This window comes from Sulfurimonas sp. hsl 1-7 (genome assembly GCF_030577135.1).
Lineage (GTDB): Bacteria > Campylobacterota > Campylobacteria > Campylobacterales > Sulfurimonadaceae > Sulfurimonas > Sulfurimonas microaerophilus.
The window spans coordinates 188,258-204,825 of record NZ_JAUIRR010000004.1 but is presented as its reverse complement, the minus strand read 5'-3'; the positions used below and the strand labels follow the sequence as shown (position 1 = coordinate 204,825).

The window sequence follows — 16,568 nt, the reverse complement described above, 5'->3', positions numbered from 1 at the left end:
GCCTGGTCCCATTCCGAACCCAGAAGCTAAGCCTCTCATCGCTGATAATACTGCACCCCACGGGTGTGGGAATGTAGGTCGCTGCCTAGTTCGATCAAATTCTTTTTATTTCACATTTTACTTACTATTCATTTGAAAAACTAGAAGAGTATAGAAGTGTTGAAAATTTGCCGACATAGCTCAGTTGGCTAGAGCAGCTGATTTGTAATCAGCAGGCCCGGGGTTCAAATCCTCGTGTCGGCACCACTCAAAACTAATCCTTTATTCCCCATTGATGATCTAAATTTTCAAAAGCAGATTGTTCTAATCTATAAAGAAAATAATCTCTTGCAACCTCTTTAGCACCTAAACTTTTAAGATGATTGGTTGGGACTTGACAGTCGATAAAATCGTATCCCCATTCTTTAAGATGTAGGATAAGAGTAGCATAAGCAGCTTTTGAAGCATCACTCATATGAGCAAACATAGATTCACCGCAAAATACTTTACCAACTACTACTCCATACAGACCACCGACTAATTCACCGTCATAGTAACTCTCAATAGAATGGGCATACCCCATATGATGAAGCTCAGTATATGCTTCAATAACATCATTGTTGATCCACGTACCCATTTGGTCTTTTCTCGGTGTAGCAGCACATTTAATCATCACTTCTCGAAAGTTTGTATCAAACTTATATGTAAACTTTTTCATACTTTTTTTGAGTGACTTGGAGAGTTTAAAGTCTTTAAGTTCCATAATAAGTCTAGGATCCGGTGACCACCAAAGAATAGGATCACCGTGTGAGTACCAAGGGAATATACCGTTTTGGTAAGCACGAAGAAGTCTAGAAGGGTTTAAGTCACCACCCCAAGCCAAAATACCGTCTTCGTTGGTATCTCTTGGATTTGGGAATGTCAGGGAGTATTTATTGAGCTCCGGTATCATCTGTCTCAATTGCTCTAAAAGCAAGTTCTAAATTATCTGTAGTAGCTGTAACATCTACATAGCCACCGTTTTTGAGTTTTCCAAAGAGTATCTCGTTGCTGAGTTTATTTGTAATATTGTCTTGTATATATCTTTTAAGCGGTCGAGCACCCATCTCTTTAGAATAAGCAGATTTAGCAATGAATTTTTTTGCATCTTCATTAATAGTTACAACGATTTTTTTCTTTTTAAGTTCACTATTTAAATCGTTTATAAATTTCTCAACAATTCCCTCTACGATCTCTTGTGTCAGTTGATTGAACTCTACAATGGCATCTAGTCTATTTCTAAACTCCGGTGCAAAGAAAGATTTTAGTTCCTCATCTTTTGAAAGAGAATCATCTTTATTAAATCCCATAACAGCTCTTGAACCTGCTGTAATGTTTGAGGTCATAATAAGTACTACATTTTGGAAGTTTGCTTTATATCCATTGTTATCGGTCAATGTTGCACTATCCATAATTTGAAGTAAAATATTTACAAGATCGGGATGCGCTTTTTCTATCTCATCAAGTAAAAGTACACAATAAGGGTGTTTTTTGATAGCTTCTGTAAGCAATCCGCCTTGCTCATATCCTACATATCCTGGAGGTGCACCTACTAAGCGAGAAAGTGCATGTTTCTCCATATATTCACTCATATCAAATTTTTCAAAATGGATACCAAGTGTTTGACTCAAAGCAAGAGCTAGTTCAGTTTTACCTACACCTGTAGGACCAGAGAATAAAAATGATGCAATAGGTTTATTCTCTGGTGTGAGTCCCGCTTTAGATATTTTGATCGCTTGGGCTACAATATCGACTGCTTTGTCTTGTCCTATCACTCTTTGTTTGAGTTTACTTTCGAAATCTTCTAAGAGTTTAATATCGTTACTGCTCATCTGCCCATTTGATATTCCTACCATCTTTGAGATAGTATTTTGTATATCTTTTGCACTCACTTTTACTTTATGAGATTTTTTAAGATGGAAAGATGCTGCTGTCTCATCGATTAGATCAATAGCTTTATCTGGTAAAAATCTGTCGGTAATATATCTTTTTGAAAGATCTACGGCTGTTTTTAATGCTTTGTTTGTGTATTCAACATTATGGTGTTGTTCATACTTACTTTTTAGACCTTTTAAGATTCGGTAACTTATATCTGCAGATGGTTCATCAACATCAACTTTTGAAAATCTACGGCTTAATGCCTTGTCTTTCTCAAAACCGTTTCTATACTCGGCAAAAGTAGTAGCACCCATACATTTGATCTCACCTGAAGCCAGAGCCGGTTTTAGCTGATTTGCTGCATCCATAGTCCCGCTTGTGCTTCCTGCTCCTATGAGTGTATGTATCTCATCAATAAATAAAATAGCTTTAGGCTTTTTCTTGAGTTCATCCATTACGGCTTTAAGACGTTTTTCAAAATCACCTCTGTATTTAGTACCTGCTAGTAAAGCTCCTAGATCAAGTGCGTAGAGCTCAGACCCTTGAAGAAGTTGTGGTACATTATCTGCAGCAATATTAAGAGCTAGACCTTCTGCAATAGCAGTTTTACCGACACCCGGTTCACCAACTAAAATAGGATTGTTCTTTTTACGTCTACATAAAATTTGTGTAACACGTCTGATCTCTTCATCGCGACCGATAACGGGATCGATTTTTCCCTCTTTTGCTTTTTTGATTAGGTTAATAGAATACTTTTCTAATGCTGATTCTTTATCTTCTTGGATATCTTCTTTTATATCTGTATGGGAGATCATCTCTAGAATATCGAGTCTAGAGATCTGGTAGTGCTCTAGCAGCATATATGCAAAGCTGTTTTCTTCTTCATATAAAGCGGCGATCAGATCACCTACATCGGCACTCATCTGTCCAGCTGATTGGATATGACGTACCATTTTATCGATCAAGCGTGAAAGAGCTACACTTTCGTACGGCTCTTGATGTACATTCTCCGGCAGTTTTTCAATATTGTCTTTGATGTAGTTTGCCAAAGCAGTTTTCATCTGAAGAACATCTCCACCACATGCCTCAATAATATAAGCCCCTTCAGATGAAGATAGAAGAAGATAAAATACATGCTCAATTGTTAAGTATTCATGGCGTGATTCTTTAGCGAACAGTATAGACTTTTGAAAGATATCATTTAAAGTAGGGCTTATCATAGCTTATTCCTCTTCCATAGTGGCTTTTAAAGGGAAACCATTGTCTTTAGCTTTAGTGAGCACTTGCATCACTTTCGTCTCTGCGATTTCGTGTGTATAAACACCACAAAGACCTCTCTCTTTTTTGTGTACCTCTAACATTATATCTTGTGCTTCTTCATAACTTTTACGAAAGATATTCATCAGCACGTCGATCACAAAATCCATAGTAGTATAGTCGTCATTTAAAAGATAAACTTTATATTTTTTTGGATACTGTAGTTTTAAATCTTGTGAAACTTCATATATTGTATCAGTTGCCATCTTTAATTACCTTGCTGCGTTTAAAAAATCTTCAATGATATCCTGTGGATTTTCTAGTCCGATAGAGACACGGATAAGTCCATCTGTTATACCTAGGAATTCTCTCTCATCTTCATTAAAATCACTATAAATTGTAGATGCCATATGAAGAGCGAGAGTTCTGCTGTCTCCGATATTTGCTGTTATAGTTGCAAGTTTTGTTCTATTGAGAAACTGGTATGCTTTTTCTTTTGAACCCATATCGATAGTAAGCAGTGTTCCACACCCGTTTTTAAAGTCACTGTTATAACGTTCGTGATGTGGATGAGATTCTAAACAAGGGTGGTTGATCGCCAGACCGTTTTTGCTTAACTCTTTTGCAATAACCTCTACACTATTTACGACTCTTGGCATTCTAAGAGCTAAAGTTTCTAAGCCTAGCATTGTTTGATACGATGCATGTGCATTTGCACTCATCCCGAAATCTCTAAGTGCTCTTTTTTTAGCATTTGGTACAAGTGCCATTTTCCCGGCACCTTTAATAAATTTCGCCATAAAAGGGTATCTTTCAGACTTAAATTTGTCATCCCCTTCATTGATTGGACGGAAAACTGCACATCCGCCAAGTGCTGAAGCATTTCCAGAGATAATTTTTGTTGTTGAATAGACTACTATGTCTGCACCTAACTCTAGCGGTTTAATACTAAGGGGTGTAATTGTATTGTCAACAATTAAAGCAACACCTGCATCATTTGCGATCTGAGCAACTGCTTTGATATCCGGCAGTCTCATATTTGGATTACCTACACTCTCTAAAAATATGATTTTAGTATTTGCATTGATCGCTTTTTTGATATTATCTAATTCATCAACATCGAAAAAGTGTGTTTTAATCCCAAATCTTGAGACTGTTTCATTGAAGAATGAATATGTCCCGCCAAAGAGACCACCGATACTTATAACTTCATCCCCGCTAGAAAGTAAGCTCATAACACTTAAACTGATAGCGCCCATTCCTGAACTTGTAGCTACTGCACCCACTCCATCATCCATCATTGCCATTAAAGATTCTAATTTTGCACTTGTTGGATTGCCGACACGAGAATATAAAGGCTTTTTTACACTGCCGTTAAATATACCTTCTGCTGTCTCACAATCACCATATGCAAATGATGCTGAAGAAGTTATTGTTGGAGAAATTGCCCCTTCTTTAGAGCCAACCTCTTGAACAAACTGAGTACAATATTTTTCAAAGTTATCCATCTTGATTCATACCTAATTCTTAATTTTATAAATTATATCCAATTTGATATAAAAAATATCCTATTGTATTGAATTATGATAGAATTACAAGAATATAAATGAGAAATAAATTTTAGGATTACAGATGGAAGAAAAAACTTCTTTAGATGTTTTAAGTGAGAAGGTTTCAGAGATTTTACAACAGTTATACGACTTAAAAGGTGAGAATGAAATTCTTAGAAATGAACTGGTGACTTTAAAAGCTGAGAAAGAGCTCAAAGACCAAGAGATCGAAAAGTTAACAGAGTTAAATTTACAAAAAGATCAAGAGATTGATGAGATTGTAAACAAAATTGAAAGTATATTGGACTAAATCTTAATGAGTAAAAAGTTAGGCTTGCATATTGGCGGTAGAAGATTTGACGTAGATGTTGATGATGATTTTGCCAAGTTTTTACAATCACAGATGGAGAGAGATTTCAACTATGATGGAAATAATGATGCAAAGACTATGCTTCAAGCTTATGTAAGACAGTCGTATGAACTTTACATGCAAAATAAAAAAATAGATGAAATTATGGAGAAAATAGATAAATAGCTTTTTGTTTTAGGAAACTCTAAGCTTTAGGTGCTATAATTTCAGCCTCCTTTAAATGGATGTGCGCTCGTAGCTCAGCTGGATAGAGCACCGGTTTGCGGTACCGGCGGTCAGGAGTTCGAATCTCTTCGGGCGCACCATTAACTTTCTTTAATAAACTTCAAAATATAATAAATAATCAACTTTTCATTTAATTAACAATTGAAACGGGCTTATAGTACAGTTACAAGTGGTCATCTTAAGTTTGATCAAAATTTATCACCGTATATTAGGTTAGGAATATGAAAATATTTGCTTTACAGTCACCGGCAGGTGGTTTTTTAGATGAGGATCTTCATCATTTTAACAAAAAATTTGATGATTGGTGTGTTCAGTGTGAGACTTTTGAAGATGCTGAGATACTAGCAGAGAGTCTAAAGAAAAGAGAGAGTGTCGAGATCGTTGAAATTACACCTTTGAGTTATCCACAATATTTTTTCCCGACGCTTCAAGGCAATATTCATGCAACACGTCAAATAGGGGAGAAAATTATCTGTATTGTCGAACCGTATATGGGTTCAAGTTTTCGTATAGCGGTTTGTGATCTAAAAACAAAACGGGTACAGCTTACAAATACAAAATATAAAAGTGTTCTCAGCGTTGAAGGTGCATTTGCTAATTTTACTGAGTAAAGTTAGTAGATTTCTTTTGACGCACCATTAAGTTACACAAACTTCAAACACGCTATAATCATAATATGAAACTTTTAATTATCCCCTTTTTACTCTTAAGCAATTTATTCGCATATACAATTTGTCCAAATGGAGAACAAGAGTGTCAAATAGGGAAGATCCATATATTAGATACAAAAAAACTCTCTTCATTCGATGATAAACTGAGTGAATTTTCTGCACTGGTCTTAAAAGAGAATACTCTTTACTGCTTAAGTGATAAAGGAAGATTACTTCATTTTGATTTTGCTATCAAAGATAAAAAGATTGAAACATTTAAATATAAAAACAGTTACTCTTTAAAAGATAAACAGGGTAAAAAACTCTCTAAAAATTTTCGAGATGCAGAGGGGATGGATATCTACGGTAAAGGTGTAGCTATCTCTTTTGAGGGAAAAAACAGAGTTGAACTGTATGATCTTTACGGAAATTGTTATAAATCGATTAAGCTCAATAAAAAACTTCGAAAAAATGAGAACTATGAGAGTATAAACAAAGGCTTAGAATCAGTTGCTTACAGCTCTTTGTATGGAATTATTACCGCACCCGAAGCCCCTTTGAAAAAGAAGAAGAAACATAGAATTTATTCGAGAGATTTTACTTGGAAATTTGATGCAGAGGGATTTATCACCGATATCAAGTTTATAGATACCCACAATGTAATAGTGTTGATGAGAGATACTAATATCTTTACAAGAGCAAGAACTACACAGATCTTAAAAATTGATCTCTCAAGTTGTATAGATGGTACTTGTAGTACAGAATCATTGGCTAAGATAAGTTCTCAAGATGGATGGAAAATAGATAATTTCGAGGGGATTGAAAAAGTAGACAAAAACACTTACCTGATGGTAAGTGACGATAATGACAGTTTATTTCAAAATACCCTTTTAGTATTGTTTGAAATAGTAAAAGGGTAAAGTTTACTTAACTGTTGATTTTATCTTTGATCTCTCTTGCAAGATCGGAACATCTGTGGATCTTTTCGTTGAAAGAGAGAGAGTCTTGAAGCAAGATATTGATAAATGCACTTCCGACAATTACACCGTCAGCACCTTTTACTTTATCTTTTGCCGTTTTTTCATTTACACCGAAACCTACATAAACAGGAGTTTGCGTAAACTTTTTGATCGTAGCTAAAAACGGTTGTAAATCTTCACTCACACCTGCACCTGTAATTCCAGTATATGCAACCATATAGATAAATTTTTGTGCATCACTTACAACTTCTTTAATACGTTCAGGACTATCTGTAGGTGCTACAAAGCTAATGTTTGCAAGGTTGTTTGCATCAAACAGGTCTTTATATCTCAGTGCTTCTTCGTGAGGAAGATCGGGAATAATTAGTCCGTTTACACCAAGCTCTTGTGCTTTTGGAAGAAGCAAGTCCATATTTTGCTGATAAAAACTGTTAAAATACCCCATCCATAAAGTATCTACCGCAGGAGCAACTGCGTGTGAGATCTCAAGTAAGTCTTTAAACTTGAATCCAAGTGATAATGCTTTATGATTTGCAGCTTCAATTGCCGGTCCGTCTGCAACGGGATCGGAAAACGGTACACCTAACTCTAGTGTATCTACACCGTTTTCTCCTAAAGAGAGTGCTAAATCAATCGTAAAGTCTTTTTCTGGATAGCCAGAAGTTATATATGCTACTAAGTCTTTCAAAGTTATTTGTCCGTATCTGGGATTTTTAATAAAGAGAATTTTATTTTAGAGAGCTCGTTATCGAGCTTTAGATCATCTTGCCATGCTGCAAACATATCACTTACTTCAAGAAGCCAGTTAATTGTTTCATCATTTATAGGGGGTTCTTTTTCACGTAACTCTTCAAGTTCCGATTCAACAAAGGCAGCAAGTTTTGCCATAGGTTCAATTTTTAAATAGCTTGAAGCAGATTTGATATTGTGAAATACGCGGAAAAGTTCGCTTACGCTTCTTTTATACATATTTGGCTTGTCAAGGTCTATAACCATCACTTCCATACTATCGATCATCATAGAGTAGTGATCCAGAAACTCATCGACTATTTCAAAATCAAAATTGGCATCTAAATCACTTCTTATACCCATTAAATAATTCTCCTGTATTGTTCAAATTATAGCAATTTTTGGTTAAAATACTAGAATTAATATAAAAAGAGTCTTTAAATGGGTAAAAAATTAACTATATCTTCTATAAAAAAGCAAAAAGGTGTAAAACCGTTAGTAATGATCACTGCATATGATGCGCTTTTTGCGAAACTTTTTGAAAATAGTGCAGATATGATTTTAGTGGGTGATAGTTTAAATATGAGCTTTGCAGGCAAAGGCGATACTATTAGTGCTACACTTGATCAGATGATCTACCATACAAATGCAGTATGTAATGGGGCAAAAGATACTTTTGTCGTATGTGACATGCCTTTTGGTACATATTTAAACAAAAAAGAAGCACTGAAAAATGCCACAAAAGTGTTTCAAAACACTTCAGCTGACTGTGTGAAGATTGAGGGTGGAAAAGATAAAGCCGACATTATCAAACACCTTACAACAAATGGGATCGCTGTATGTGGTCACATAGGGCTTTTACCACAGTCTGTAAGAAGTGAAGGCGGGTACAAAGTTAAAGGCAAATCCGAAGAGGAAAAAGAGCAGCTTTTAAAAGATGCTAAAGCGGTTGAAAAAGCGGGTGCTTTTTGTATGGTGATCGAGGGTACTAAAGCAGATGTTGCCAAAGAGATTGCAGAGTCTGTTGCTATCCCTGTAATTGGGATAGGTGCAGGTGCCGATGTTGATGGACAGGTGTTGGTATTTTCTGATATGCTTGGATTTTTCGAAGAGTTTACTCCGAAGTTCGTAAAAAAATATCTTGACGGTGCGACAGTGGTAAAAGATGCAGTTGCACAGTATGCCGATGAGGTACAAAACAAAACATTTCCAAAAGAGGAACATACCTATTAAGATGAAGAAGAGTTGCTAAGATGGAACGCGTAGTAGAGATTGAGACATTTAATGCTGAAGAGGAGAGTTCTGAAGTAACTTTACGCCCTGATGCTTGGAGTGAGTATATCGGCCAAGATCAGATCAAAAAAAATCTTGGCGTATTTATAGAAGCGAGTAAAAAGCGTGATGAAGCGCTTGACCATGTTCTCTTTTACGGCCCTCCGGGACTAGGGAAAACTACACTCGCCCTTATTATCGCTAATGAGATGCAAAGTAATATAAAAGTAACTGCCGCACCTATGATAGAAAAAAGCGGGGATCTTGCCGCAATTTTGACAAACTTGGAAGAGGGTGATATCCTTTTTATTGATGAGATTCATAGACTATCCCCTGCGGTTGAAGAGATTCTTTATTCCTCTATGGAAGATTATCGCATTGATATTATCATTGGAAGTGGTCCCGCAGCTCAAACGGTAAAAATAGATTTACCTCGTTTTACACTCATCGGTGCGACAACACGTGCCGGGATGCTTTCAAACCCATTACGTGATAGATTCGGTATGAATTTTCGCATGAATTTTTATACTCCGGATGAGTTGGCACAAATTATTGCGCAAGCTTCAAGAAAACTCGATAAAGAGATCGTTCATGAGTCTGCTTTAGAGATCGCAAAAAGAAGTCGTGGAACTCCCCGTATCGCTTTAAGATTACTGCGTCGTGTACGAGATTTTGCTGATGTTGCAGATGAGCGGACTATTACATTTGATACGACTCAGTATGCCTTAAATGAACTAGGAATCAATTCACACGGGTTTGACGAGATGGATATAAAACTGTTAAATCTTTTGGTGAGCTCAAAAGGAAAGCCTATGGGGCTTAGTACTATTGCAGCAGCACTGAGTGAAGATGAGGGGACGGTTGAAGATGTTCTTGAACCGTACTTGATCGCAAACGGATACTTGGAAAGAACAGCAAAAGGGAGACGTGCTACACGTGCAACTTTTGATGTTCTTAATATGGATTATGTAAATGCAGACGGGACTTTATTTTGAAAAGCGAAATGAAAAATCTCGCCGTAAGGCGTAGCTTTAGTGAGAGGAATTTTACAAAGAATTTACTTCTTTGTAAAAGGAGACAAAAATAATGAAACCACAATATTTTATAGCAATACTATTTGCAACGGCACTATACTGGATGTATCTGTTATATGCACCGTATCTAATGGCTATTACGATCGCTGCACTTTTAGCAATTTCAACATCCAATATTCAAAACTACCTGGAAAAACATCTTCATTCTAAACTGGCTGCTTCATTTGTCTCAAGCTTATTACTTGCAGCACTCTTTTTTGCACCTTTAGGATACTTTCTAACTACATTAACATTACAATTAAATAACCTTGAAGCAGATACTATTAAAAAGGTTGAAGATTATATTCGTGAACTGATTGCTAATCCTCCAAGTTATTTACTCTTTTTTAAGCCTTATATAGCAGGAGGTTTGGAAGACTTAGATGTAAATGCTTTAACGGCGGGAGCAATAAAATTTGCAGGGAAAGTAGGAACATTTTCGGCAGGATTTTTAAAGAATGCATTTTTAGTAATTGTATTTTACTTTTTCGCACAATATAACGGTTCAACAATTGTTTCATTTTTAAAACGTGTAGTACAGATGTCTTCAGAAGACGGAACTTTACTTTCACGTGAACTTTCATCTGTTATGAGTGTTGTGTTTTACTCTATCATTACTACTGCGATGTTTGAGGGTGCTTTATTTGGATTAGCTATCTCTTACATCGGTTATAATGGCCTTTTGTTTGGGATTATGTACGGTTTTGCATCACTCATCCCAGTAGTGGGCGGTATCATAATGTGGTTACCGTTTATGTTATATGAATTTTCAATAGGAAATAGTACGAATGCCTGGTTTATAGCGCTCTATTCAATTGTTATGATCTCGATTATTGCCGATACGTTTATAAAACCTATCATTATTAAAGAGATCAATAAAAAGCTTTTAAATGATGATGATGCGAAACTGAATGAGTTGGTGATTTTCTTTGCAATCATTGCAGGACTGACAACATTCGGTTTTTGGGGAATGATACTTGGACCTGCAATTACTGCATTTTTCTTGACTATTTTAAAACTTTTTGAGGCTAGAACTGCGGAGTGTGAACGAAAACAAATTATCGTAGAGGACTAATTTTTTTCGTAGATCTCCGGATAGTCCCCTTTAAATCTTCTATGCAGCCAAAACCAGAATTTTGGCTCTTTTGTAATAACTGAAGTAAGCCAATCTGCTTGAAGTTGTGTTGCTTTTTGAATGTCTGCCGTTTCATCATCTGTTTTTTCAACAGGAATCTCATCGTATAACGTAAGTGTAAAGTTCTCTTCATCTTCAGTATGAATAACACCTGGAATAATTGCAGCATCAAATTTACGTGCTAAAAATGCCGGAGTTGAAGTTTGACGAATATCTTTTCCAAAGAACTTTACCATTACACCCTCTTTAGGGTTGATGTTGGTATCTATCAATAAAGCGGGTGCATACCCTTTTTTGAGGTACTTAACTAAAGGTCGAACTACATTTGTCTTTTCTAAAGAGATATTTCCAAAATGATCACGTGATTCTAAAAGCCACTCTTGATATGTCTGATTTTTCATCTTTTTGTATACCGGCAAGATAGGGCTTATAAGCCCACCTATACTATTTCCTGCAAGTTCCCATGAAGAGTAGTGTGGCGTAACGTAAACTATCGGTCTGTTCTCTTTTTTTGCCTTCTCTACAACTTCGATATTCTCAATTTTTACACGCTTTTTAAGTTCATCCAAACTCATATGACGAATCTCCATCACATGTAAAAAGTTTAAAGCAAGATTTTTAAAAGCATATTTTGTAATGGAAACTTTTTCCTCGTAGGAGAGTTTGTCACCAAATATAAAGTCAAGATTTTGAAAAGATACCTCTCTGTATCTTTTTGAAAAAAGATACCCTAAAGAAGCCAGAGAGAAGAAAAACTTTTTTCTTATAAAATGGGGTAGGAGCATTAAAAATTTTTCAAAAAGAAGAAAAATATAATAACCTAACATTTGCATAAAAGATCCTTTGCAGTTTGAACAATATCCTCATAAGGGATATCTTTAATAGAGTAATCATCTTTGTTGATTTTTAAAATATCTACTTCAGAAGATGATTTAATCCCTATGTTTTTAGGGGTTTCGTATATCATACGCTTTGTTGTCGGTCCCAGTAGCGTGATTGAAGGGATGTTCTGTGCCCAGGCGATATGTGTAGGACCTGTGTCATTTCCGATTAAGAGATCTACGCTTGAGATAAACGATACAAGTTCATCAAGCTGCATCTTTGGAGCGAGTGTCGCATATTCTGTTTGTTCACATATCCACTCGGCTTCACTTTTTTCTTGCTCATTTCCCCAGATAATATAGACTTGTTCTTGTAAACTTTCACAAATTTTTGCAACAAGCTCTTTTGGATAGATCTTAGATGGCCATGATGCACCGATAACAAAAGCGATATTCTTTTTATCTTTCATCAGCGTATAATGATTTGTAATAGGAAATACAGCCTTTTTTTCTAAAAGCATAGTGTCTGTAATCGAAAAATCAAGTGCATCTGCTACAACAAAACAGTTTCTTTTTACAACATTGTACTCGTAAGGGATATCTGAAGTCGTTTTATAAAAAAGAGATGCCAAAGATTCTCTTGTGGAGTATTTGTTAAATCCATGAGTGTTTTTAGAAACTATTCTTGCAACAATTGCCGACTTGATAAGTCCCTGCATATCTATAACGAGATCGTACTTAGGAAGCGAACGCAGTTTTGAAATTAACGCTTTGAGTTTTGAGAAGCTTTTCTCTTTTTTAATCTCTTTGATATTTACCGTGTGAACCATGTTCAGTTCCGGATTATGTTTTAAGATAGGAGCAAAAACCTCTTCTGTAATCCAGTCAATTTCAACGTTAGGGTAAAGTTGTTTAATAAATTGTAATACTACAGCACTGTTAACAATGTCTCCAAGGGCGGAGAGTCTAACGATAGCTATTTTTTTTATTTCTTGTTTCATTAATGTAATTATAGCTAAAGTAATAAAGTTGTTATGTTCAATTTGCTATAATAATTTCATAAATTTCAAGGAGTCGAACTTAATGGTACCTATAGATATCCAAAAGTTTTCAGAAAGTCGTACAAAAGCAAGAGCTTATTTTTGCTATCTTTTATCTAAAAATATTCCCAACAGACTTCCGTCAATTACGCAAGAGATGATTATCCCAAGGCTGCTAAAAATTAAGGCAGAATTGAATAAATGTGAAGGGGTATATCTACTTGACAGTAAAGGTGTACAGGTTTCACCGACATATACTGATACTAAAACGATTGAAGAGAATATAGGACAGATACTTGCACACCGTGCATACTACTACCGTGCCGTAAGAGAAGAACGTTGTACAATTACCGATCCGTATCCGTCACTTATCACGGGTGATTTAACGGTAACAGCTTCAGCTCCTATTTTCTGTGAAAACGGAAACTTAAAATATGTAGCATGTATAGATATGCCGCTTGGTGAAGTTTTAAACCTTGCGCAGCTCACAAAACTCGACAGTGGTTTTAGTAACTTTTTCAAATATGCATACGGAACATTTTCATTCGCACTTTTAGCTGTCGCAATTCTTCTATTTTTAAAAGGGGTACAGAGCTTTTTTATACATGAAATTACACCAACAAGCTTTGATATTAAGCATGTATTTGAAGCGACAATTTTACTTACACTCTCCTTGGCCATCTTTGATCTCTCCAAAACCTTGATCGAAGAGGAGATACTCGGGCGGCATAAAGAGCACAATATTGCCGGACCGCATAAAACGATGGTGCGCTTTTTAGGTTCTATCATTATCGCACTTTCTATTGAAGCGTTGATGCTGGTCTTTAAATTCGCGATCACCGATCCGGACAAATTGCAGTATGCGATGTTTATCGTAGCTGGCGTTGGCTTTTTACTTATAAGTTTGGCAGTTTATATAAAATTTACAAAATTAAAGATAGAAGAATAGATGATAGCAATAGTTGACTACAATATGGGAAATTTGGCAAGTGTACAAAATGCATTTGCTACTTTAGGAAAAGATACGGTTGTAGAGAGCGATCCTGCAAAGTTTAAAAATTACGATAAATTGATCTTACCGGGTGTTGGAGCATTCGGTGATGCGATGGAGCATCTTAGAGAGAGAAACATGATCGATGCGATTAAAGAGTTTGCCGCAAGCGGTAAGCCGATGCTCGGAATATGTCTTGGAATGCAGCTTCTGTTTGAAAGCAGTGAAGAGTTTGGTGCACACGAGGGGCTTGGACTTATTAAGGGAAAAGTGACACGTTTTGATGAGTCTAAATTTGATGAAAAACTCAAAGTACCTCATATGGGTTGGAACAGAATGTTTACAACAGACCACCCTTTATTTAAAGGGCTCGATGATATGCATTACCTTTACTTTGTACATACGTACCACGTAAATTGCGATGATGAAAACGACATTATCGGGAGAACAAACTATGGGTATGAATTTACATCGGCAGTGGCACATAATAACGTAATGGGAATTCAGCCACACCCAGAAAAAAGCCATACAAACGGCTTAAAAATATTAGAAAATTTTATCAATTTATAACAAGAAACAAAGGAACAAACACTTTATGACTTTATATCCGGCAATAGACTTAAAAGATGGACAAGCGGTAAGACTTACAAAAGGGCTGATGGATAGTGCTAAAATATACTCTAACGAGCCGTGGGAACTTGTAAAAAAGTTTGAAGAGATGGGTGCAGAGTGGGTACACTTGGTTGACCTAAACGGTGCATTTGCAGGGGAGCCTAAAAATTTAGAGCAGATTAAAAAAATTCGTGCAAACTGTAACGTAAAACTAGAACTCGGCGGTGGAATTCGTGATGAAGAGACTATCAAGAAGATGCTTGAGATCGGAATTGATAGAATCATTTTAGGTTCTATCGCGGTAAAAGATCCTCAATTTGTAAGAGATATGGCTGCAAAATATCCGATAGCTGTAGGTATTGATGCGATTGACGGTTATGTTGCAGTAGAAGGATGGGGCGAAGTTTCATCTATGAAAGCAACTGATTTAGCACGCGAATTTGCTAATGCCGGAGTTGATGCTATAATCTGTACAGATGTCGGTAAAGACGGAACGCTTAGCGGTGTTAATGTTGAGTTTACTCTGGAGATTGCTCGTGCGAGTGGCGTAAGTACAATCGCGAGTGGCGGTGTGAAAGATGAGAACGATATTAAAGCACTTATTGATACTAAAGAGGTTGATGGGGTAATTATTGGAAAAGCATATTATGAAGGTACTTTAGACTTGCCTAAGATGTTTAAATTATTGGATTAATAGTAAAACAATAAAAATTTCGATATTATTACCGAAATTAATTTGCAAATTATATAAAAAGGATTTCGCTTGAAATTACTTGTTGTTGATGATAGCTCTACAATGCGTCGTATTATTAAAAATACTTTAGCTCGTTTAGGATACAAAGATGTTCTAGAAGGTGCTGATGGTGTTGAGGGTTGGGAACAAATGAATTCAAACCCGGATATTGAGATGTTAATTACTGACTGGAATATGCCTGAGATGAATGGATTAGAGCTTGTGAAAAAAGTTCGTGCAGATGCACGTTTTACAGATCTTCCGATCATTATGGTTACTACAGAAGGTGGTAAAGCAGAGGTTATTACAGCTTTAAAAGCGGGTGTAAATAACTATATTGTAAAACCGTTTACGCCACAAGTTTTAAAAGAGAAACTTGGTGCAGTTATGGGTATCGCTGATTAATGCAAGAGCATTATTATGAACTCACTGTAAAAGTTTCCTCTCATCATTCACTATTTTCAGATTTTTTATCCGATACGCTTCCTGTTGGTTTTGAAGAAACCAATGATGGGTTTATCATTAGAAGTGAAGATGACTTAGAAACTATCGCTTGGGGATTGGAACAGTTTCGTGAAGCACTGCAAAAGGCTTTAGGTGTTACAATCGAGTTAGAGGCTACACAGAAAAAGCTGCAAAACAATGATTGGGTTCAAATGTATAGAGACAGCATTGAACCACTTGCAATAGAAAAATTTTACATCCATCCTACATGGAGTGAAGATAATCCGGATTTAATTAATATTGTAATAGACCCTGCATTAGCATTTGGTACAGGTCATCACCCAACAACGGCTTCAGTACTTAAAGCAATATCAAAATATGTAAAAACTGGAGATAGTGTTTTAGACGTTGGATGCGGTAGTGGTATACTCTCTTTAGCGGCAATGAAACTTGGAGCAAGTGTAGAAGCTTGTGATACGGATGAAATATCTGTAAAAAATTCTCTAGAAAATGCACAACTGAATAATTTAGAATTTGATAAAATTTGGGAAGGTTCGTGCTCAAACTTAGAGAAGCAATATGATGTAGTCGTGGCAAATATAGTTGCAGACGTATTAATATTTTTAGCAAATGATTTGAAAAAAGCTTTAAAAGATGATGGTATATTAATCTTATCAGGTATATTAGATAAGTATGAGGATAAAGTTTTAAAATCGTATTCTGATTGTGAGATCGTTGAGAAGATCTATCAAGATGAATGGGTGAGTTTAGTAGTAAAAAAGAGATAAAT

At 36.0% G+C, this 16,568-nt stretch carries 20 protein-coding genes, 2 tRNA genes and 1 rRNA gene; 15 read left to right on the top strand and 8 right to left on the bottom strand.

Going from position 1 to position 16,568, the window contains the following annotated elements; translation table 11 throughout:
• Together rrf and QWY88_RS09835 are read left to right on the top strand one after the other, a co-directional pair.
• Positions 1 to 90, top strand: a 5S ribosomal RNA gene (rrf, locus tag QWY88_RS09840); the annotation flags it as partial.
• A 79-nt stretch (positions 91 to 169) separates the two neighbouring features.
• A tRNA-Thr gene (locus tag QWY88_RS09835) sits at positions 170 to 246 on the top strand.
• Positions 247 to 253: 7 nt separating this feature from the next.
• Here QWY88_RS09835 and aat read toward each other — a convergent pair.
• From aat to QWY88_RS09815, 4 genes are read right to left on the bottom strand one after another with little or no spacing between them, the layout of a single operon-like run.
• Complete coding sequence (gene aat, locus QWY88_RS09830; protein ID WP_304546212.1) at positions 254 to 931, bottom strand: leucyl/phenylalanyl-tRNA--protein transferase; 678 nt, start codon at positions 929 to 931, stop codon at positions 254 to 256.
• Positions 912 to 3,116: an ATP-dependent Clp protease ATP-binding subunit ClpA gene (gene clpA / locus QWY88_RS09825; protein ID WP_304546211.1), complete on the bottom strand. Its 2,205-nt coding sequence runs from the start codon at positions 3,114 to 3,116 to the stop codon at positions 912 to 914. Before clpA ends, aat begins: the two co-directional genes overlap by 20 nt.
• Before the next feature lie 3 nt (positions 3,117 to 3,119).
• Positions 3,120 to 3,419, bottom strand: a complete 300-nt coding sequence (gene clpS, locus QWY88_RS09820) for an ATP-dependent Clp protease adapter ClpS (protein ID WP_304546210.1) — start codon at positions 3,417 to 3,419, stop codon at positions 3,120 to 3,122.
• Positions 3,420 to 3,425: 6 nt separating this feature from the next.
• Positions 3,426 to 4,661 (bottom strand): aminotransferase class I/II-fold pyridoxal phosphate-dependent enzyme, encoded by a 1,236-nt coding sequence (locus QWY88_RS09815; RefSeq protein ID WP_304546209.1) that lies wholly within the window; start codon positions 4,659 to 4,661, stop codon positions 3,426 to 3,428.
• 124 nt (positions 4,662 to 4,785) lie between these two features.
• On the opposite strand from QWY88_RS09815, the gene QWY88_RS09810 reads away from it, so the two are divergent.
• The 5 genes from QWY88_RS09810 (at position 4,786) to QWY88_RS09790 (ending at position 6,868) form a co-directional block, all read left to right on the top strand.
• A complete protein-coding gene (locus tag QWY88_RS09810) occupies positions 4,786 to 5,013 on the top strand; it encodes a hypothetical protein (protein ID WP_304546208.1) in 228 nt (75 codons plus the stop codon).
• A gap of 6 nt (positions 5,014 to 5,019) precedes the next feature.
• The gene (locus tag QWY88_RS09805; protein ID WP_304546207.1) at positions 5,020 to 5,238 is read left to right on the top strand and encodes a hypothetical protein; all 219 of its coding nucleotides are present in this window, start codon (positions 5,020 to 5,022) and stop codon (positions 5,236 to 5,238) included.
• A 63-nt stretch (positions 5,239 to 5,301) separates the two neighbouring features.
• Positions 5,302 to 5,378: transfer RNA gene (locus QWY88_RS09800), tRNA-Arg, on the top strand.
• A 141-nt stretch (positions 5,379 to 5,519) separates the two neighbouring features.
• The gene (locus QWY88_RS09795; RefSeq protein WP_304546206.1) at positions 5,520 to 5,909 is read left to right on the top strand and encodes a hypothetical protein; all 390 of its coding nucleotides are present in this window, start codon (positions 5,520 to 5,522) and stop codon (positions 5,907 to 5,909) included.
• 65 nt (positions 5,910 to 5,974) lie between these two features.
• Positions 5,975 to 6,868 carry an esterase-like activity of phytase family protein gene (locus QWY88_RS09790; RefSeq protein WP_304546205.1) on the top strand — a complete coding sequence of 298 codons (894 nt, stop codon included), beginning with the start codon at positions 5,975 to 5,977 and terminating at the stop codon, positions 6,866 to 6,868.
• A gap of 7 nt (positions 6,869 to 6,875) precedes the next feature.
• Here the strand turns inward: QWY88_RS09790 and trpA are convergent, their stop codons facing one another.
• Positions 6,876 to 7,616: a tryptophan synthase subunit alpha gene (gene trpA, locus QWY88_RS09785; RefSeq protein WP_304546204.1), complete on the bottom strand. Its 741-nt coding sequence runs from the start codon at positions 7,614 to 7,616 to the stop codon at positions 6,876 to 6,878.
• A gap of 2 nt (positions 7,617 to 7,618) precedes the next feature.
• Positions 7,619 to 8,020, bottom strand: a complete 402-nt coding sequence (locus QWY88_RS09780; RefSeq protein ID WP_304546203.1) for an Hpt domain-containing protein — start codon at positions 8,018 to 8,020, stop codon at positions 7,619 to 7,621.
• A 78-nt stretch (positions 8,021 to 8,098) separates the two neighbouring features.
• Between QWY88_RS09780 and panB the strand changes: the two genes are divergently transcribed.
• The 3 genes from panB (at position 8,099) to QWY88_RS09765 (ending at position 11,077) form a co-directional block, all read left to right on the top strand.
• The gene (panB, locus tag QWY88_RS09775) at positions 8,099 to 8,890 is read left to right on the top strand and encodes a 3-methyl-2-oxobutanoate hydroxymethyltransferase (RefSeq protein WP_304546202.1); all 792 of its coding nucleotides are present in this window, start codon (positions 8,099 to 8,101) and stop codon (positions 8,888 to 8,890) included.
• Positions 8,891 to 8,910: 20 nt separating this feature from the next.
• Positions 8,911 to 9,924, top strand: coding sequence for a Holliday junction branch migration DNA helicase RuvB (ruvB, locus tag QWY88_RS09770; protein WP_304546201.1), 1,014 nt, complete (start codon positions 8,911 to 8,913; stop codon positions 9,922 to 9,924).
• A gap of 91 nt (positions 9,925 to 10,015) precedes the next feature.
• Positions 10,016 to 11,077 (top strand): AI-2E family transporter, encoded by a 1,062-nt coding sequence (locus tag QWY88_RS09765; RefSeq protein WP_304546200.1) that lies wholly within the window; start codon positions 10,016 to 10,018, stop codon positions 11,075 to 11,077.
• Here the strand turns inward: QWY88_RS09765 and QWY88_RS09760 are convergent.
• Together QWY88_RS09760 and waaC are read right to left on the bottom strand one after the other, a co-directional pair.
• A complete protein-coding gene (locus QWY88_RS09760; RefSeq protein WP_304546199.1) occupies positions 11,074 to 11,970 on the bottom strand; it encodes a lipid A biosynthesis lauroyl acyltransferase in 897 nt (298 codons plus the stop codon). The genes QWY88_RS09765 and QWY88_RS09760 overlap by 4 nt on opposite strands.
• Positions 11,958 to 12,959 carry a lipopolysaccharide heptosyltransferase I gene (waaC, locus tag QWY88_RS09755; protein ID WP_304546198.1) on the bottom strand — a complete coding sequence of 334 codons (1,002 nt, stop codon included), beginning with the start codon at positions 12,957 to 12,959 and terminating at the stop codon, positions 11,958 to 11,960. The genes QWY88_RS09760 and waaC overlap by 13 nt, the downstream gene beginning before the upstream one ends.
• Before the next feature lie 82 nt (positions 12,960 to 13,041).
• Between waaC and QWY88_RS09750 the strand changes: the two genes are divergently transcribed.
• From QWY88_RS09750 to QWY88_RS09730, 5 genes are all read left to right on the top strand, one after another.
• On the top strand, positions 13,042 to 13,947 hold the full coding sequence (locus QWY88_RS09750; protein WP_304546197.1) for a PDC sensor domain-containing protein: 906 nt from the start codon (positions 13,042 to 13,044) through the stop codon (positions 13,945 to 13,947).
• Positions 13,948 to 14,559: an imidazole glycerol phosphate synthase subunit HisH gene (gene hisH / locus QWY88_RS09745; RefSeq protein WP_304546196.1), complete on the top strand. Its 612-nt coding sequence runs from the start codon at positions 13,948 to 13,950 to the stop codon at positions 14,557 to 14,559.
• Positions 14,560 to 14,584: 25 nt separating this feature from the next.
• Entirely contained in the window at positions 14,585 to 15,295 is a 711-nt protein-coding gene (gene hisA, locus QWY88_RS09740) for a 1-(5-phosphoribosyl)-5-[(5-phosphoribosylamino)methylideneamino]imidazole-4-carboxamide isomerase (protein WP_304546195.1), read from the top strand.
• Between the two features lie 69 nt (positions 15,296 to 15,364).
• Positions 15,365 to 15,739, top strand: coding sequence for a response regulator (locus QWY88_RS09735; RefSeq protein ID WP_304546194.1), 375 nt, complete (start codon positions 15,365 to 15,367; stop codon positions 15,737 to 15,739).
• The gene (locus QWY88_RS09730; RefSeq protein ID WP_304546193.1) at positions 15,739 to 16,566 is read left to right on the top strand and encodes a 50S ribosomal protein L11 methyltransferase; all 828 of its coding nucleotides are present in this window, start codon (positions 15,739 to 15,741) and stop codon (positions 16,564 to 16,566) included. Before QWY88_RS09735 ends, QWY88_RS09730 begins: the two co-directional genes overlap by 1 nt.
• The last annotated feature ends 2 nt before the right edge of the window (positions 16,567 to 16,568 follow it).

Bases quoted from the DNA above. Each gene is read 5' to 3' on its own strand.
- aat (WP_304546212.1), bottom strand. From the start codon at position 931: ATGATACCGGAGCTCAATAAATACTCCCTGACATTCCCAAATCCAAGA.
- clpA (WP_304546211.1), bottom strand. From the start codon at position 3,116: ATGATAAGCCCTACTTTAAATGATATCTTTCAAAAGTCTATACTGTTC.
- clpS (WP_304546210.1), bottom strand. From the start codon at position 3,419: ATGGCAACTGATACAATATATGAAGTTTCACAAGATTTAAAACTACAG.
- QWY88_RS09815 (WP_304546209.1), bottom strand. From the start codon at position 4,661: ATGGATAACTTTGAAAAATATTGTACTCAGTTTGTTCAAGAGGTTGGC.
- QWY88_RS09810 (WP_304546208.1), top strand. From the start codon at position 4,786: ATGGAAGAAAAAACTTCTTTAGATGTTTTAAGTGAGAAGGTTTCAGAG.
- QWY88_RS09805 (WP_304546207.1), top strand. From the start codon at position 5,020: ATGAGTAAAAAGTTAGGCTTGCATATTGGCGGTAGAAGATTTGACGTA.
- QWY88_RS09795 (WP_304546206.1), top strand. From the start codon at position 5,520: ATGAAAATATTTGCTTTACAGTCACCGGCAGGTGGTTTTTTAGATGAG.
- QWY88_RS09790 (WP_304546205.1), top strand. From the start codon at position 5,975: ATGAAACTTTTAATTATCCCCTTTTTACTCTTAAGCAATTTATTCGCA.
- QWY88_RS09780 (WP_304546203.1), bottom strand. From the start codon at position 8,020: ATGGGTATAAGAAGTGATTTAGATGCCAATTTTGATTTTGAAATAGTC.
- panB (WP_304546202.1), top strand. From the start codon at position 8,099: ATGGGTAAAAAATTAACTATATCTTCTATAAAAAAGCAAAAAGGTGTA.
- ruvB (WP_304546201.1), top strand. From the start codon at position 8,911: ATGGAACGCGTAGTAGAGATTGAGACATTTAATGCTGAAGAGGAGAGT.
- QWY88_RS09765 (WP_304546200.1), top strand. From the start codon at position 10,016: ATGAAACCACAATATTTTATAGCAATACTATTTGCAACGGCACTATAC.
- QWY88_RS09760 (WP_304546199.1), bottom strand. From the start codon at position 11,970: ATGCAAATGTTAGGTTATTATATTTTTCTTCTTTTTGAAAAATTTTTA.
- waaC (WP_304546198.1), bottom strand. From the start codon at position 12,959: ATGAAACAAGAAATAAAAAAAATAGCTATCGTTAGACTCTCCGCCCTT.
- QWY88_RS09750 (WP_304546197.1), top strand. From the start codon at position 13,042: ATGGTACCTATAGATATCCAAAAGTTTTCAGAAAGTCGTACAAAAGCA.
- hisH (WP_304546196.1), top strand. From the start codon at position 13,948: ATGATAGCAATAGTTGACTACAATATGGGAAATTTGGCAAGTGTACAA.
- hisA (WP_304546195.1), top strand. From the start codon at position 14,585: ATGACTTTATATCCGGCAATAGACTTAAAAGATGGACAAGCGGTAAGA.
- QWY88_RS09730 (WP_304546193.1), top strand. From the start codon at position 15,739: ATGCAAGAGCATTATTATGAACTCACTGTAAAAGTTTCCTCTCATCAT.